The organism is Acidimicrobiia bacterium, from assembly GCA_041394025.1.
Lineage (GTDB): Bacteria > Actinomycetota > Acidimicrobiia > IMCC26256 > JAOSJL01 > JAOSJL01.
The window spans coordinates 690,001-705,210 of record JAWKJA010000002.1; the positions used below are offsets into that span (position 1 = coordinate 690,001).

General features: G+C 70.1%; 12 protein-coding genes (1 of these 12 only partly in view). 3 read left to right on the forward strand and 9 right to left on the reverse strand.

Annotated elements, in window-relative coordinates; translation table 11 throughout:
• Positions 1 to 565: the beginning of a tyrosine--tRNA ligase gene (tyrS, locus tag R3A49_03170; protein MEZ5169728.1), read on the reverse strand. 662 nt of this gene lie to the left of the window's left edge; only the first 565 of its 1,227 coding nucleotides appear in the window; its start codon is at positions 563 to 565; its stop codon lies beyond the left edge, outside the window.
• Positions 566 to 635: 70 nt separating this feature from the next.
• On the opposite strand from tyrS, the gene R3A49_03175 reads away from it, so the two are divergent.
• Together R3A49_03175 and R3A49_03180 are read left to right on the forward strand one after the other, a co-directional pair.
• Positions 636 to 2,921, forward strand: a complete 2,286-nt coding sequence (locus tag R3A49_03175) for a PBP1A family penicillin-binding protein (protein ID MEZ5169729.1) — start codon at positions 636 to 638, stop codon at positions 2,919 to 2,921.
• Between the two features lie 91 nt (positions 2,922 to 3,012).
• Positions 3,013 to 5,127, forward strand: coding sequence for an FG-GAP-like repeat-containing protein (locus R3A49_03180; GenBank protein ID MEZ5169730.1), 2,115 nt, complete (start codon positions 3,013 to 3,015; stop codon positions 5,125 to 5,127).
• Between the two features lie 123 nt (positions 5,128 to 5,250).
• Here R3A49_03180 and R3A49_03185 read toward each other — a convergent pair whose 3' ends face one another.
• Positions 5,251 to 5,907 (reverse strand): TetR family transcriptional regulator, encoded by a 657-nt coding sequence (locus R3A49_03185; protein ID MEZ5169731.1) that lies wholly within the window; start codon positions 5,905 to 5,907, stop codon positions 5,251 to 5,253.
• Positions 5,908 to 6,124: 217 nt separating this feature from the next.
• Here R3A49_03185 and R3A49_03190 point away from each other — a divergent pair, with 217 nt between their 5' ends.
• Complete coding sequence (locus tag R3A49_03190; GenBank protein MEZ5169732.1) at positions 6,125 to 8,362, forward strand: MMPL family transporter; 2,238 nt, start codon at positions 6,125 to 6,127, stop codon at positions 8,360 to 8,362.
• A gap of 61 nt (positions 8,363 to 8,423) precedes the next feature.
• On the opposite strand, the gene R3A49_03195 is transcribed toward R3A49_03190, so the two are convergent.
• Genes R3A49_03195 through argB form a run of 7 tightly spaced genes read right to left on the reverse strand, consistent with a single transcriptional unit; the run spans position 8,424 to position 15,148 of the window.
• Positions 8,424 to 9,044: a DNA-3-methyladenine glycosylase gene (locus R3A49_03195; protein ID MEZ5169733.1), complete on the reverse strand. Its 621-nt coding sequence runs from the start codon at positions 9,042 to 9,044 to the stop codon at positions 8,424 to 8,426.
• A complete protein-coding gene (gene argH, locus R3A49_03200) occupies positions 9,023 to 10,438 on the reverse strand; it encodes an argininosuccinate lyase (protein MEZ5169734.1) in 1,416 nt (471 codons plus the stop codon). The genes R3A49_03195 and argH overlap by 22 nt, the downstream gene beginning before the upstream one ends.
• Positions 10,435 to 11,670 (reverse strand): argininosuccinate synthase, encoded by a 1,236-nt coding sequence (locus tag R3A49_03205; GenBank protein ID MEZ5169735.1) that lies wholly within the window; start codon positions 11,668 to 11,670, stop codon positions 10,435 to 10,437. The genes argH and R3A49_03205 overlap by 4 nt, the downstream gene beginning before the upstream one ends.
• A 19-nt stretch (positions 11,671 to 11,689) precedes the next feature.
• On the reverse strand, positions 11,690 to 12,160 hold the full coding sequence (argR, locus tag R3A49_03210; GenBank protein ID MEZ5169736.1) for an arginine repressor: 471 nt from the start codon (positions 12,158 to 12,160) through the stop codon (positions 11,690 to 11,692).
• On the reverse strand, positions 12,160 to 13,110 hold the full coding sequence (argF, locus tag R3A49_03215) for an ornithine carbamoyltransferase (protein MEZ5169737.1): 951 nt from the start codon (positions 13,108 to 13,110) through the stop codon (positions 12,160 to 12,162). Before argF ends, argR begins: the two co-directional genes overlap by 1 nt.
• Complete coding sequence (locus tag R3A49_03220; protein MEZ5169738.1) at positions 13,107 to 14,342, reverse strand: acetylornithine transaminase; 1,236 nt, start codon at positions 14,340 to 14,342, stop codon at positions 13,107 to 13,109. Before R3A49_03220 ends, argF begins: the two co-directional genes overlap by 4 nt.
• Entirely contained in the window at positions 14,339 to 15,148 is an 810-nt protein-coding gene (gene argB, locus R3A49_03225) for an acetylglutamate kinase (protein MEZ5169739.1), read from the reverse strand. Before argB ends, R3A49_03220 begins: the two co-directional genes overlap by 4 nt.
• Between the last annotated feature and the right edge of the window lie 62 nt (positions 15,149 to 15,210).

Below are 15,210 nucleotides of genomic sequence, written 5' to 3' on the forward strand. Positions count from 1 at the left end.
CGTCGGCATGCACCTCCACGGAGTCACGGCCCTGGAGCAGCGGGTACAGGAGCTCACTGAGAGCGATGGGTGAGCCCTCTGCGTAGCGCCGGGAGAAGTCGTTGCGCTCCAGGATCTGGGCCACCGTCACCGAGCCCGCCAGTTCGAGGACCCTTGCCAGGTCGAGGTTCCCCAGCCAGTCGGCGTTGTGGCGCACTTCCAGGCGTTCCGGCGACGGATCGAGGATCCCCGTCACCTGGTCGAGGTAGGTGCGGGCGTGGGCCTCCACCTCGTCGGCCGACAGTGGCGGACGGGTCCTGGACCGCCCCGACGGGTCGCCGACCCGAGCCGTGAAGTCGCCGATGATGAGCACCGCGACGTGCCCGAGGTCCTGGAACTGGCGCAGCTTCTGGAGGACCACGGCGAACCCCAGGTGGAGGTCCGACGCGGTGGGGTCGATGCCGAGCTTCACCCGCAGGGGCCGGTCCCGATCGAGCTTCCGCCTCAGATCGGCCTCGTCGACCACGTCGACGGCGCCCGCGGTGAGGATCCGGACCTGTTCGTCGACCGTCGTGTCGGCTGCCATGCTGCCGCCAACCTAGCCAACAGGCGGGGGTGCACCACTCCCCTGTTCCTGGTGAGGGACAATGTTGTCCATGTGGCTGGTGGGACGAACCGGGGTGTGGCGCGCCCTCGTGGCCGCCGGAGCGCTCCTGGTCGTGGTGCCGGCGTGCAGTTACACGACGGATCTCAGCGAGCCCGACCGGGACCCCGCCTCCTCGGTGATCCTCGCCGCCGACGGCAGCGTCATCACCACCCTCCACGCCGGTGAGGACCGTGAGCCCGTCACGCTCGACGAGATCGCCCCGGCGCTGCGCGACGCCGTGGTGGCCATCGAGGACGAGCGCTTCTACTCCCACGGTGGCGTCGACGCCCAGGCCGTGGGGCGCGCCCTGGTCCACGACCTCGGGTCGGGCGGTGCCGTGGAGGGTGGGTCCACGATCACCCAGCAGTATGTGCGCACCGCGTTGCTCGACCCCGACCGGACCGTGAACCGCAAGGTGCGCGAGGCGGTGTTGGCGTGGCAGTTGGAGCGCCGGCTCGACAAGGACGAGATCCTCGAGCGCTACCTCAACGCCGTGTACTTCGGCGACGGCGCGTACGGCGCCGAGGCCGCCGCCCGGCACTACTTCGACACGAGTGCCGCGGAGCTCACCCTCGCCCAGAGCGCGTTGCTCGCCGGGCTGCTCCAGGCCCCCGAGGACTACAACCCCTACGTCGACCCCGACGCGGCGCTCGGGCGCCGCGACACCGTGCTCGACAAGATGCTCGACCAGGGGATGATCGACCGTGTCGAGCACGACGCAGCGGTCTCCGAGGAACTCACGCTCGACACGTCGGGTACCGATGGCGAGGCCTACCCGGCTCCCCACTTCGTCGACCGTGTCATCGACACGATCCTGGCCGACGAGGCCTTCGGCGACACGGTGGAGGAACGGCGCACCATGCTCTACACCGGTGGGCTCACGATCGAGACGGGCCTCCTCCTCGAGCGCCAGGCGCTCGCGGAGGGCGCTGTCCGTCGGGTTCTCTCCGAGCCCACCACGGACCCGGCAGCCGCCCTCGTGTCGATCGACCCGGCATCGGGCGACGTCGTCGCCTACGTCGGGGGCTCCGACTACTTCGGGGAGGCCCCCGACGCGCAGTTCGACCTGGCGGGGCAGGGCCTGCGCCAGGCGGGTTCGGCGTTCAAGCCGTTCGCGCTCGTCGCGGCACTCGAAGCGGGCCTGACGACCGACCGTACCTACCCGGCCCCCGCCGAGCTCACGATTCCCCTTCCCCCACCCCAGGACCCGTGGGAGGTCCACAACTACGACGACCGCGGGGGTGGCGACCTCGACCTCGTGGAGGCCACCGTCCAGTCGGTGAACACCGTCTACGCCCAACTCACCCAGGATGTGGGCGCCGACGCGGTCGTGGAGGCCGCCGCGCGCCTCGGGGTGGAGTCCCCGCTGGAACCGGTGGCGTCGGCCGCCCTCGGCACGAACGGCGTGACCACCCTCGACATGGCCTCGGCGTACGCGACGCTGGCCGCGGAGGGCTCGCACACCGATCCGGTGTTCGTCACGCGGGTGACCGCCGCCGACGGGCGCGTGCTCCGCGAGTCCGACCACGCCACCGAGCAGGTGCTCGACGAGCAGGTCGCGGCCACCGTGACGGGCGTTCTCCGTCAGGTGCCCGAGCGCGGCACGGGCGTCAACGCCCGCATCGGGCGCCCCATCGCCGGCAAGACCGGAACGACCGAGGACTTCGGGGACGCGTGGTGGGTGGGCTACACACCTGAGCTCGTGACCGCGGTGTGGGTCGGTTTCCCGGACGCGCCCGAGCCCATGGTCCCGCCGACCACCCGTGTCACGGTGACCGGGGGTGAATGGCCGGCGCGGATCTGGCAGCTCTACCAGGGCGCGGCCCTCGCCGACGCTCCCATCACGGAGTTCGCAACATCCGGAGGAACGGCGCCCGGCCCGGAACCCGTCCCGCCCGTGGTGGGAATGCGCGGCGACGAGGCAGCCACACTGCTGAGCGACGCGGGGTACACGGTGGTGCTCGAGGAGCGACCCGACAGCGACTACCCGCCGGGCACCGTTCTCGAGCAGTCGCCCGCCGCGCGCACACCCGCCGACCCGGGGAGCGAGATCCGTCTCGTCCTCGCCGGCGGTGACGCCGCCGAGACGACGGTTCCCTCCGTTCTCGGGCTACGTGCCGACGAGGCCACCTTCTGGATCGAGGGGGCGGGCCTGATCGCGGTCATCGACGCGCAGGCCGAACCGCCGCCCGGCGACCCCGCACGGATCGGCCGTGTGTGGAAGCAGTCGCCGGCGGCAGGAGAATCGATCGACGAGGGCGCCGAGGTCCACGTGACGGTCAATCCCACTGGATGACGGATCCGTTACCGCCCGTCATCCGGGTGTCAAGGCAGGACCGCCAGATGCCGTAGTTTCGTTCCCCATGGTCATCGGGCGTCGTGTCTCTGTGACAGCCATCCTGGTGGTGTGGGCCACGGCGGCTCTGGGTGTCGTCTCCCCGGCGGTCGCTCGGAGCGCTCCGACCGAACCGGACGGAACGACGACCCTGCTCGACGACGGCGCATGGAGTTGGTTCGAGAACGAGAGGGCGATCCTGTCCCACGACGGAACGCTGCTCGCCGTGTCGGCGGTCGTCGGCGAGAGCTCCGCGGTCCCCCCACCCGGCACAGTTGCGCTCGTGGAGCTCGATCTCGCGTCGGGGAAACGTCGCTTCGTCGACCTCGGCCGCACCGAAGCCGACGACCACAACAGCGCCGCGATCTGGGAGACGCCCGGTGGCGAAATCCTCACGTCGTGGGCCCGACACAACAAGGACACCTTCATTCACACCCACCGTCGACGGACCGACGGGAGCTGGCTCGCGATTCCTCGGATCGACACCGGCTCCCCGGCGACCTACAGCAATCTGTTCGAGGCCACGGTCCCGGAGGATCCCGCCACTTCGCTCTACGACTTCTACCGGGGCGAACGCTGGGACCCGTCGATCCTCCGTTCCGACGATCTGGGACGGACGTGGACCAACCTGGGCCGCCTCCTGCGTGACCCCGACGACGACGTCTTCGGGCGACCGTACGTGAACTACACGTCTGACGGGGCAGGGAGGATCGATCTCATCGCCACCGAGCAACATCCCGGCAACGACACCACATCGATCTACCACGGGTTCATCTCGGGGGGTCGACTCCATGACTCGGCGGGAAACGACCTCGGTGCGGTCGGATCGGCAGTGCCGGTGACGGCGCTCACACCTGTCTGGAGCGCCGTGGGCAACCAGCGAGCGTGGACCGCTGACGTGGCGCTCGACCCTGTGACGGGGAACCCCGTGGCGGCGTTCTCGGTGCGCCACACCCCCGAGGACCACCGATACTGGCACGCCCGCTGGAACGGTACGTCATGGAGCGCCCACGAGATCGCCTACGCGGGCTCCGCCCTGTACGAGCCGGAGATCGACTACACGGGTCTCGTGTCGCTGGATCCCGAGGAGCCCGATCTGGCCGTGATCTCCACCGACGTCGATCCCGCCACCGGCACACCACTCGTGTCGGGCACCGACGGACTCCGTCACCACGAGCTGTTCGCCGGCCGCGTCGGCAATGACGGTGCGGTGGCCTGGCTCCCCCTCACCGCCGACTCCACGGCCGACAACATTCGCCCTGTTCTGACAGCACACGCATCAGGTGCGCACGCGACTCTCTGGCTCCGCGGTCGGTACACGACTTTCCGCGACTACGACCTCAGTGTCGTCGGTGTCGTGCGACGTCCCGATGGCACCGCAGTCGCCGCGGGGCCCGCCACGACAGTTCCCGTGGTCCACACCGTGCCCGTGGGCGAGCCTCACGGCTCACCCGCGATGCTCGCGGCCGGGGCCTTCGACGGCCACCGCGCCACGGACCTCCTGATGGCGCGGACCGGCTCGGGTCCCGAGTTGCTCGTGCTCGGCGACGAGCAGCGGCATCCGACGGCTGTCGACCCGCCGAGTGTCAACGGGACGTACACCCCGCTCGTGGGCGACTTCGACGGCGACGGTCTCGACGACATCTTCTGGTACGTACCCGGCACAGCACCCGACTCTGTGTGGTCGGGTGCCGGAGCAGGGACGTTCACCCACCACGGTCCACACAGCGTCAACGGGTGGTACCGACCCGTCGCCGGTGACTTCGACGGCGACGGTCTCGACGACATCTTCTGGTACGCACCCGGCACAGCACCCGAGTACATGTGGAGAGGTACGACCGGCGGGGGATTCGTCGACGAGTCGGTCCGTTCGATCAACGGGACCTACACACCTGTCGTGGGCGACTACGACGCCGACGGTTTCGACGACATCCTCTGGTACGCCCCCGGCTCCGGACGCGAGACCCTCTGGTCCGGCGCGCCCGGTCCGGCTTTCGCTGTGACGTCAACTCACCAGGTACTCGGTTTCTACACGCCGGTCGCAGGCGACTTCGACGGCGACGGGGCAGGCGACATCCACTGGTACGCGCCGGGGCGCGCCGTGGACTACCTCTGGTGGTCGGCTTCGGGGCCGTTGGCACAGACGGCGCTGTACACGAATCTCTGAGCCGACGCTCCCGGTCCTGACGAGTGACCTCACTCTGTTCGGCACCGAGACCGAGGACACTCGCGGACCCTCTCGACGATGATCAGGTCCGTTTCCGGTTCACGTGACTCTGCGACCGTGCAGTCAGACGCCCAGACCGTGGGCGGTGAGCTCCAGCGACTGGCGCACGAGCTCGGGGAGGGAGCGGTCCGAGGTTCCCGTCGACCAGATGTTGGTCGCGGCGGCCAGGGCCCCGACCGTGACCTGCCCCACCAGAACGGGCCGCAGGTCGCCACTCGGATCGAGGCCGAGACGCTCGGCGACGAAACTCGCCACGACGTCGACGATCTTCACCTGGAGTTCCATGCCGTGGGCCGCAACGCCCGGCGCCGAGGCGAGAAGCCGGAAGCGGAGCAGGTACCGCTCCCGCTTCTCCTCGTAGTCGTCGGCGAGGGTCAACAGCGCCTCGGTGATGGAAGCCAGAACCGGCTCGTCGGCCGGTCGTGTCGACAGGGCATCGGCGAAGCGCTGGATCTGTTGCGCGTGGTCGGCGAAGAGCACGTCCTCCTTGGACGCGAAGTACCGGAAGAACGTCCGGGGTGACACGTCGGCCGCATCGGTGATGTCCTCGATCGTCGTGTCGTCGAAACCCCGCCGTGCGAACAACCGCAGCGCCGCCTCCTCGAGCGAGCGTCTCGTGCGTGCCTTGTGCCGTTCACGGCGCCCCGGCGTGCCTGCTCCGGCGGCGCCGGGGAGTAGCACCGCCGGTGTCGGCGTCGAGGCGGTCGCGGACCTGGTCATGTCACGGGACGATACACGGACCGATTCCTGACAGTCAATGCCATGTGGCAGCGACAGTCGATTTACCGGTCTTCTCGCACACCCGGCGGTCCTTGAGTTTTCGGGGGTTCATCGCAGATATGGGCAGCAGATCCCACGCTCGTCGTGATGCATGACTTGCCAACTGGCACTCACTGCCGGATACTACGGGCTGTCCTCCCGGAGGAGTCCGCTTCGTATGTCCCGCGCCCTGTACCGCCTCGGCCACTTCGCCGCCACCCACCGGTGGCGGGTCATCGCCGTGTGGATCGCCGCGTTCGTGGCGGCGGCGTTCGCGGTGGGCACCGTGGGCGGGGAGACGAGCGACAACTTCACGCTGCCGGGCACCGAGACGCAACAGGCCCTGGACCTCCTGGAGGAGCGCTTCCCCGATCAGTCGGGCGACACCGCACAGGTCGTGTTCGCCACCGACGACGGCCAACTCTCCGATCCGGACGCCGCCGCGGCCATCGACGCCACGGTTGCCGATGTGCGGGACCTGCCCCACGTGGTCGATGTGGCTGCGCCCGACGAGCAGACGTCGCCCGACGGCACGGTCAGGTTCGCCACCGTCACCTACGACGAGACGGCGACGGAACTCGGAGCAGGCGCCGTCGAAGACCTCGAAGAGGCGACGGCTCCTGCGACTGAGGCCGGGCTGCGGGTGGAGCTCGGAGGTGACGTGGTTCAGTTCAACGAGGGCGGCGAGTTCGGAGGCACCGCGGAGCTCATCGGCCTGGGCGTCGCCGTCATCGTGCTCCTCTTCGCCTTCGGCTCCGTCGTGGCCATGGGACTACCCCTGATCACCGCACTGATCGGTCTCGGCCTCGGCCTGTCGATCGTCACTCTCAGCGCCAACTTCCTCGACATCGGAACGGTTGCACCCATCATCGCAACGATGATCGGGCTCGGAGTCGGGATCGACTACGCCCTGTTCATCGTCACGCGACACCGGGAGCACCTGCACGAGGGCATGACCGTCGCGGAATCGGCAGCGCGCGCCACCGCCACCGCGGGCCAGGCCGTCGTCTTTGCCGGCGTCACGGTCGTCATCGCCATCCTCGGGCTCCAGTTCATCGGGATTCCCTTCGTCGCCACACTCGGAACCGCGGCGGCGATCGTCGTCGGGAGCGCCGTCCTCACGGCCATCACGCTGCTGCCCGCGCTCCTCGGCCTGGTCGGTCACAGGATCGACAAACTCCGCGTTCCGGGCATGCGGCCGGTGGCCGCCGACGGCCACGACGGGCTCTGGGCGCGTTGGTCGCGCCGCGTGTCGGGCCGGCCGTGGCCGTACCTCGTCGGCAGTACCCTGCTGCTGGTCGCTCTGGTGATCCCCCTCTTCTCCATGCGCCTCGGCGTGACCGACGCGGGCACGAGCCCGCCGTCCACGACGCTCCGGCAGTCCTACGACCTGCTCGCCGAAGGCTTCGGTCCGGGGTTCAACGGACCACTCCACATCGTGGTGGACCTCGACGACACCGGCCAGGAGGGTCTCGCCGGCCTCCAGGACGCCATCGCTGCCGACGAGGGGATCGCCCGGGTCGGCCAGACGCGCCTGAACAGCGAGAACCCCTCCGAGGCCGACACCGCGTTGATCATCGCATTCCCCGAAACATCACCGCAGGACGCCGCGACGACCACCACCGTCCACCGTCTCCGCGACGAGGTGATCCCGACCGTTGTCGGTGAGGACGCCGCCGTCTACGTCGCGGGAACCCCGGCGGTCTTCATCGACTTCTCCGAGAAGCTCGGCGGCCGACTCCCGTTGTTCATCGGCGCCGTTCTGGTGATGTCGTTCCTGTTGTTGCTCCTCGTGTTCCGATCGCTCTTCGTGCCCCTCAAGGCCGCTGTCGTCAACCTGCTCGGAATCGGCGCCGCGTACGGTGTCGTCGTCGCCATCTTCCAGTGGGGCTGGGGCATGAACCTCGTCGGTCTCGAGGAGACGGTTCCCATCGTCTCGTTCCTGCCCATGCTGATGTTCGCCATCCTGTTCGGGCTGTCGATGGACTACGAGGTGTTCCTGATGTCCCGTATCCGGGAGGAGTACCTCAAGACCGGTGACAACAACGCCAGCGTCGCGGCCGGCATCGCCGGCACCGCCCGGGTGATCACGGCGGCCGCGATCATCATGATCAGCGTGTTCGGCAGCTTCGCGCTCGGCGACGAGGTCGAGGTGAAGATGATGGGGATCGGCCTCGCCACCGCGATCCTGCTCGACGCCACCATCATCCGCATGGTGCTCGTCCCCGCGGTGATGGCCGTCATGGGCAGGGCGAACTGGTGGCTTCCCGGCTGGCTCGACAGGATCCTGCCGAACCTCGACATCGAGGGCGAGGCGGCACTGCCCGAACCCGAGTACGAAGACAGTCACGGATCCGACGGACCACCGCCGTCAGAACCGCCTGAGCTCGTCGGTGCCGGAGCCGGGAGCCCGTAGACGGGGAGGTCGACCAGGGCGGGATCGCGCCGCGGGTCGTACCAACGCACGACCACGGGTACTAGAACGCGCGGGGGCGGCTGAGGTTGGGGTCGCCCGGAACGCAGTAGCGCCACGGCTCGTCGACGGCGACCGAGATCCCGACGCGTCGCCCTGTGGCGGGCCTCTCCGGCGGGGGCACACCGTCGTCGAGCAGGCGGAGAGGCCGCCGGCGCAGGTCGGTGCCGTCGAGGTCGCCGGTGATCCCGAGTGCCTGGGTCAGACGTGCGGGCCCCGCCAGGAGATCCCGGTCCCGATGCTTCGGCCCGCGCCGCTGCCGGATCACGTCGAGACCGGCAAGCGGCGCGGCCGCACGGAGCAACACGGCGTGGCCGATGCCCTCACGGTCGCACACGACATTGGCACACCAGTGCATCCCGTAGGTGAAGTACACGTACAGCCGGCCCGGAGGGCCGAACATCGAGGTGTTGCGCGGTGTCTCGCCCCGGTACGCGTGGCTCGCCGGGTCGTGGGAGCCCCGGTACGCTTCCACCTCCACGATCCGCACCCGGACGATGTCATTGCCGACGCTCGACTCGAGAACCTTGTTGAGGGCGTCGGGCGCCACCTCCAGTGGGTCGCGGCGGTAAAAGGCGACAGGGAGCGGCCGACCCCGACGACTCACCCCTCGAGCCAGGCCCACTGCTCATCGAGACGTGCTCCCGCGGCCGCGAGCTGGACCGCGACCGGCTCGGGACCGGCACCTCCCGGAGATGTTCGGGCCCGAACTCCCGCCCCGGGCTCGAAGAGAGACTCGGTTCCGGCGAGGCGATCGTCGGCCGCCGCCAGCTCCGCCAGCGGCGTTCCGGTCTCGAGGCTCCGCCGCACGAGCTCTCCCACGACGGCGTGCGCCTCGCGGAACGGCATGCCGCCACGGACGAGGTGCTCGGCGAGGTCGGTGGCCACACCCAGAGGGTCGCCGGAGGCGTCGGCCATGCGGTCGGTGTCGAAGGTGCAGGTGTCGAGCAGGCCGGTGAGTGCCGAGAGCGCCAGGTGGCAGCCGTCGAGCGAGTCGAACAGGGGCTCCTTGTCGTCCTGGAGGTCGCGGTTGTAGGCAAGCGGAAGCCCCTTGAGCATGACGAGGACGGCCGTGAGGTTCCCGATGAGGCGTCCGGTGCGCCCGCGGGCGAGCTCGGCGGTGTCGGGGTTCTTCTTCTGGGGGAGCATCGACGAGCCGGTGGCATGCTCGTCGGCGAGGTGCAGGAACCCGAACTCCGCACTCGACCAGAGCACGATTTCCTCACCGAGCCGGGAGAGGTGCACCTGGGTGAGGGCCAGGACGAACAGTGCCTCGGCCACGAAATCGCGGTCGGACACTGCATCCAGCGAGTTGTCGAACGTGGCGGGGAACCCCAACGACGCGGCGCTGATCGCCGGGTCGACCGGCAGACTGGAGCCCGCCAGCGCGCCGGCACCGAGCGGCGAGACGTCCATGCGCTCCAGTGCGTCGCGCCAGCGGTCGAGATCGCGCGCCAGCGCCCAGAAGTGCGCCAGGAGGTGGTGTGCCAGCAGCACGGGCTGCGCGCGCTGGAGGTGGGTGTAGCCGGGCAGTGCCGCCTCGCCGGCGTCGGTTGCACGGCGCACGAGCACCTCCTGGAGCGCGTGGACGGCTGCGGCGACCCCGCGGCCCTCCCGGCGCAGGTAGAGGCGCAGGTCGAGCGCCACCTGGTCGTTGCGGCTCCGCCCCGTGTGGAGTTTGGCCCCTGCCGGCCCGGCGAGCTCGGTGACCCGGCGTTCCACGGCCGTGTGGATGTCCTCGTCGGTCGGGGCGAACACGAAGGTGCCGTCGGCCAACTCGTCGCCGACCCGACGCAGCGCCGTCTCGACCGACTCCTGCTCCGACGCGTCGAGGAGCCCCACCTGCGCCAGCATCCCCACATGGGCGAGCGAGCCCTCCACGTCGTCGGCGGCGAGCCGGACGTCGAAGGGCAGGCTCGTCGTGAACTCCCACAGCTCCCCGGCCGGGTCGTGACCGAGTCGGCCGTGCCACAGGGGCGCGCCGGGTTCGGGGCTGTCGGCGTTTCCGGAGCCGCTCATGGTCCCTCCTCCGAGCCCGGTCCGAGTCGACGCGACCACGTCTCCAGCGACAGGCCCCACAGGCGGACGAAGCCGGCAGCGTCCTCGTGGCGGAAGGAGTCGGTGGCGTCGTAGGTGGCGAGGTCGTGGTCGTAGAGCCCACGGTCGGCCCGACGTCCGCTCACGAAGCAGCGCCCGGTCTCCAGGCGGAGGCGCACCTCACCGGACACGTGGCGCTGCGACACGTCGATGAACGCGTCGAGGGCCTCACGCAGCGGCGAGTACCAGTGGCCGTCGTAGACGAGGTCGGCCCAGCGGGGCTCGAGACGCGCCTTCTCGCGGGCGAGGTCGCGTTCCACCGTGACCGACTCCAGGTCGGCGTGCGCGAGCAACAGGGCGAGCGCTCCCGGGCACTCGTAGGTCTCGCGGGCCTTGATGCCCACCCGGCGGTTCTCGACCATGTCGAGTCGGCCCCAGCCATAGCGGCCGACGATGGTATCGAGCGCCGGGAGCATCTCGTGCAGCGGGAGCTTCTGTGCGTCGAGGCTGACGGGTACGCCTTCCTCGAATCCCACGATGACATCGGTCGGCTCACGCGGGGCGTCGGCCACGTCTCCGACGAGCTCGAAGATCCCTTCGGGTGGCGCGGCCCACGGGTCCTCCAGGGCGCCACACTCGATGGCGCGCCCGACGAGGTTGGCGTCGATCGAGTACGGCTTCTCCCGGGTGCTCGTGACCGGGATGTCGTACGTGTCGGCGTAGTCCATCGAGTCGTCGCGGGTGAACCCCCAGACGCGCACGGGCGCCAGGACCTCGAGATCGGGTGCCAGTGTGCGCAGGCCGACCTCGAAGCGGATCTGGTCGTTCCCCTTGCCCGTGCAGCCGTGCGCCACGGCGTCGGCACCGAACTCACGGGCGGCCTTCACGAGGTGGCGCGCGATGACGGGTCGCGACAGGGCCGACAGCAGCGGGTACTTCCCCTCGTAGAGAGCATTCGCCCGGATCGCCGGTGCGATGAACTCAGTGGCGTACTCCGCGCGCGCGTCGACGACGACGGCCTCGACGGCACCGGCGGCGAGGGCACGCTCACGGAGGACCTCGGTGTCGCTCGCGCCCTGTCCGACGTCGACGGCGACGGCAACGACCTCGGCACCCCACTCCTCGACCATCCACCGCACCGCCACCGACGTGTCGAGCCCACCGGAGTAGGCGAGTACGACCCGCCTGACGTCGGGCTTCACGGGATCGGTCACAGCATGTCTCCTCTCGGTCTCACAGGCCTGCCAGTGCCTCGAACTGCCGTGCGACGTCGCCGCCCGTGGCGGTCTCGGCGCAGACGACCACGATCGTGTCGTCGCCGGCGACGGTTCCCAGGATGTCGGGCATCACGGAGCGGTCGAGCGCGCCGGCCACCACGTGCGCCTGGCCCGGCCCCGTCCGCAGGACCACGAGATTGTGGCTGGCGGCGACCTCGACGACGAACTCCCCCATCGCACGGCGTAGCTGGTCATCGGGGGCGGTGGGCTCCTTGCCGTACTCCGGCACGGCGTAGGCCATCGTGCCGCCGGGGATCCGCACCTTCACCGCACCGAGGTCCTCGAGATCGCGGCTCACGGTGGCCTGGGTGGCCTCGACGCCGTCGGCGGCCAGGAGTTCCACGAGCTGGTGCTGCGACGACACGGCCTGCTCCTCGAGCAGGCGTGCGATCCGGTGCTGGCGTTGCGGCTTGCCCATCGTCGTCATCAGGCGTCTCCCATCGTCGTGGGCGTGGCCCCGGCGCCGGCGACGAGGTGGGCGAGCAGCGCCCGGAGGGCGTGCATGCGGTTCTCGGCCTGCTGCCACACACGTGAGTGCTCTCCGTCGATCACCTCGGCGGCGACCTCCTCGCCGCGGTGCGCCGGGAGGCAGTGGAGGAACACGGCGTCGTCGCCCGCCCGCTCCATCAGAGTGGTGTCGACCGTGTAGCCGTCGAAGGCCTTGCGTCGCTGCGCCGCCTCGGATTCCTGGCCCATCGACGCCCAGACGTCGGTGTAGACGGCGTCGACACCGTGGACCGCCTCGTGGGGGTCCGGCACCGGCGTGACGGAACCACCGAGGTTGCGCGCGCGCTCGACCACCTCCTCGTCGAGCTCGTAGCCCGCCGGAGAGGACACGGTCATCTCGAGCCCACACAGGGCGGCAGCGAATGCGAGCGACGCCGCCACGTTGTTGCCGTCACCGACGTACGCCACTCGCCGCCCCTCGAGGTCGCCGAACTGCTCGCGTAGCGTGAGCACGTCGGCCAACGCCTGGGTCGGGTGGGCGCTGTCGGAGAGGAGGTTCACGACGGGCGTGTCGGTCGCCTCCGCCATCACCCGCAGGACGTCGTGGTCGAAGACTCGGGCGGCAATGACGTCGCAGAAGGCGGCGAAGGTTCGCGCCACGTCGGCTGCGCTCTCGCGTACACCGATACCGACGTCCTCGCCCCGGACCTGGATCGGGTGGCCACCCAGCCCGACGACGGCCATCTCGAAGGCGGTGCGTGTCCGGGCCGACGGCTTCTCGAAGAGGGCCACGGCACCACGGCCTGTGAGCAGATCGGGGACGTTCCCCGGATCGCTCTTCCACGCGACGGCGTCGTCGAGGATGCTCCGGAGCTCACCCGGTGTGAGGTCGTCGACCTCCAGGCACCGTGTCGCCATACCGGGTCTCATGTCGCGGCCTCCGGCTGCATCCCGGCGAGGACGTCGGCGAGGACCGACACGGCACACTGGATCTCGTCGTCGGTGACCAGCAGCGACGGTGTGAGCCGGATGGCGGACGGTGTGACGGCGTTGACCACCAGCCCGGCCGACAGGCACCGCGCCACGACAACGGGAGCGTCGAGTCCGGGCTCCAGCTCGGCCGCCAGGAGCAGGCCTCGCCCGCGGACCCCGGTGACAGCGCTCAGCGCCTCCAGACCCTCGGAGAGCCGGATCCCCGCCCTGGCCGCCCGTGCGGGGACGTCTTCGGCCTCCATGACGCTCAGGACCTCGAGAGCGGCCCGGGCGGCGAGCGGCTGGCCCCCGAACGTCGTGGCGTGGTCGCCGGGCGAGAAGCCCGCGGCGACGTCCTCATGCGCCCAGCAGGCGCCGATCGGAACCCCGTTCCCGAGGGCCTTGGCCAGCGTGACGATGTCGGGCGACACACCGTCGTGCTCGAAGGCGAACCAGGTCCCGGTTCGACCCAGCCCCGTCTGGACCTCGTCGAGGATGAGAAGGGCGCCGTGGTCGTCGCAGAGCTCCCGCACCGCTGCGAGGTAGCCCGGTGGCGCCACGTTCACGCCCCCTTCGGCCTGGATGACCTCCAGCATGACCGCACACGTGGTGTCGTCGACCGTGGCCCGCAGAGAGTCGATGTCGCCGAAGGCCGTCTGCGTGAAGCCGGTGGGGAGCGGCGCGAAGATCTCCTGCTTCTCCGGCTGGCCGGTGGCCGCCAGGGTCGTGAGGGTGCGGCCGTGGAAGGAGCGCAGTGCCGACACGATCCCGTGGCGCGACGGGCCGCCGTCACGCTGGCCGATACGGCGCGCGAGCTTGATGGCGGCCTCATTGGCCTCGGCTCCCGAGTTGGCGAAGAAGGTCCGGCCGTGCCGGCCGGACGCGGCATGGAGCAGGCCGTCGACCTTCCGGGCCAGGCGCGGTTGTACCTCGGTGTGGAAGAGGTTCGACACGTGGAGGAGGCGCCGGGCCTGCTCGCCGATGGCGGCCGCCACCGCCGGGTGGGCGTGGCCGAGCGACGTGACGGCCAGTCCACCGAGGAAGTCGAGGTACTCGCGCCCGTCCTCGTCCCAGAGGAGAGATCCCTCGCCGCGGGTGAACACGACCGGTTGACGTGCGTAGGTGGCCATGACGTGGTGCGCGTCGAGAGCCTGTGTTCGGCTGCCGGGCTCTGTGCGTGCGGTGCTCACAGCGTCACCATCGTGCCGATGCCTTCGCGGGTGAAGAACTCCAGGAGAAGGGCGTGGGGGATGCGCCCGTCGAGGATGTGGGCCCGGCCCACCCCGTGCCGCACCGCCGACAGGCACGACGCCAACTTCGGGATCATGCCCTCCCCCACCGCTCCACCCGCGCAGAGATCGTCGAGCGCGCGGGCGTCGATGGTCGAGATGAGCGAGCCCGGGTCGTCGAGGTCGCGGTACAGGCCGTGGACGTCGGTGAGGTAGACGAGCTTCTCGGCGCCGAGTGCCTCGGCCACGGCGCCGGCCACGGCATCAGCGTTGATGTTGTAGTGCTGGCCGGCTCCGTCGACCCCGATCGTCGCCACCACCGGGATGAGGTCGTCACGGAACAGGCTGTGGAGGATCTCGGGCTCGATGCGGTCGACGTCGCCGACGAACCCGAGCGACTCGTCGCGCTGCCGCGCCCGGATCAGGCCGGCGTCCTCCCCCGACAGCCCGACGGCGTAGGAGCCGTGGCGGTTGACGGCCGCCACGACGTCACGGTTGACCTGTCCGACCAGGGCCAGGCGCACGATGTCGACCGTCTCGGCGTCGGTGACACGCTGGCCGTCGACGAAGTCGGGCTCCTTGCCGAAGCGGCGCATGAGCTCGCTGATCTGCGGCCCACCACCGTGGACGACGACCGGGTGGATCCCCACGAGCCTCATGAGCACGACGTCGGTGGCGAAGAGGTCGGCCAGCGCCGGGTCGTCCATGGCGTGGCCGCCGTACTTGATGACCACGACCTTGCCGGCGAACTCCCGGATGTAGGGCATCGCCTCGGCGAGAACCGCCGCCTTCTCCCCTGCCGCCTCGAGAAGATCGGTCGGTTCGTCGG

What these genes read in the sequence shown, in the direction of transcription:
- R3A49_03185 (MEZ5169731.1), bottom strand. Translation starts at nt 5,907, where the DNA reads ATGACCAGGTCCGCGACCGCCTCGACGCCGACACCGGCGGTGCTACTC.
- argF (MEZ5169737.1), bottom strand. Translation starts at nt 13,110, where the DNA reads ATGAGACCCGGTATGGCGACACGGTGCCTGGAGGTCGACGACCTCACA.
- R3A49_03190 (MEZ5169732.1), top strand. Translation starts at nt 6,125, where the DNA reads ATGTCCCGCGCCCTGTACCGCCTCGGCCACTTCGCCGCCACCCACCGG.
- argH (MEZ5169734.1), bottom strand. Translation starts at nt 10,438, where the DNA reads ATGAGCGGCTCCGGAAACGCCGACAGCCCCGAACCCGGCGCGCCCCTG.
- argR (MEZ5169736.1), bottom strand. Translation starts at nt 12,160, where the DNA reads ATGACGACGATGGGCAAGCCGCAACGCCAGCACCGGATCGCACGCCTG.
- R3A49_03175 (MEZ5169729.1), top strand. Translation starts at nt 636, where the DNA reads ATGTGGCTGGTGGGACGAACCGGGGTGTGGCGCGCCCTCGTGGCCGCC.
- argB (MEZ5169739.1), bottom strand. Translation starts at nt 15,148, where the DNA reads ATGCCCTACATCCGGGAGTTCGCCGGCAAGGTCGTGGTCATCAAGTAC.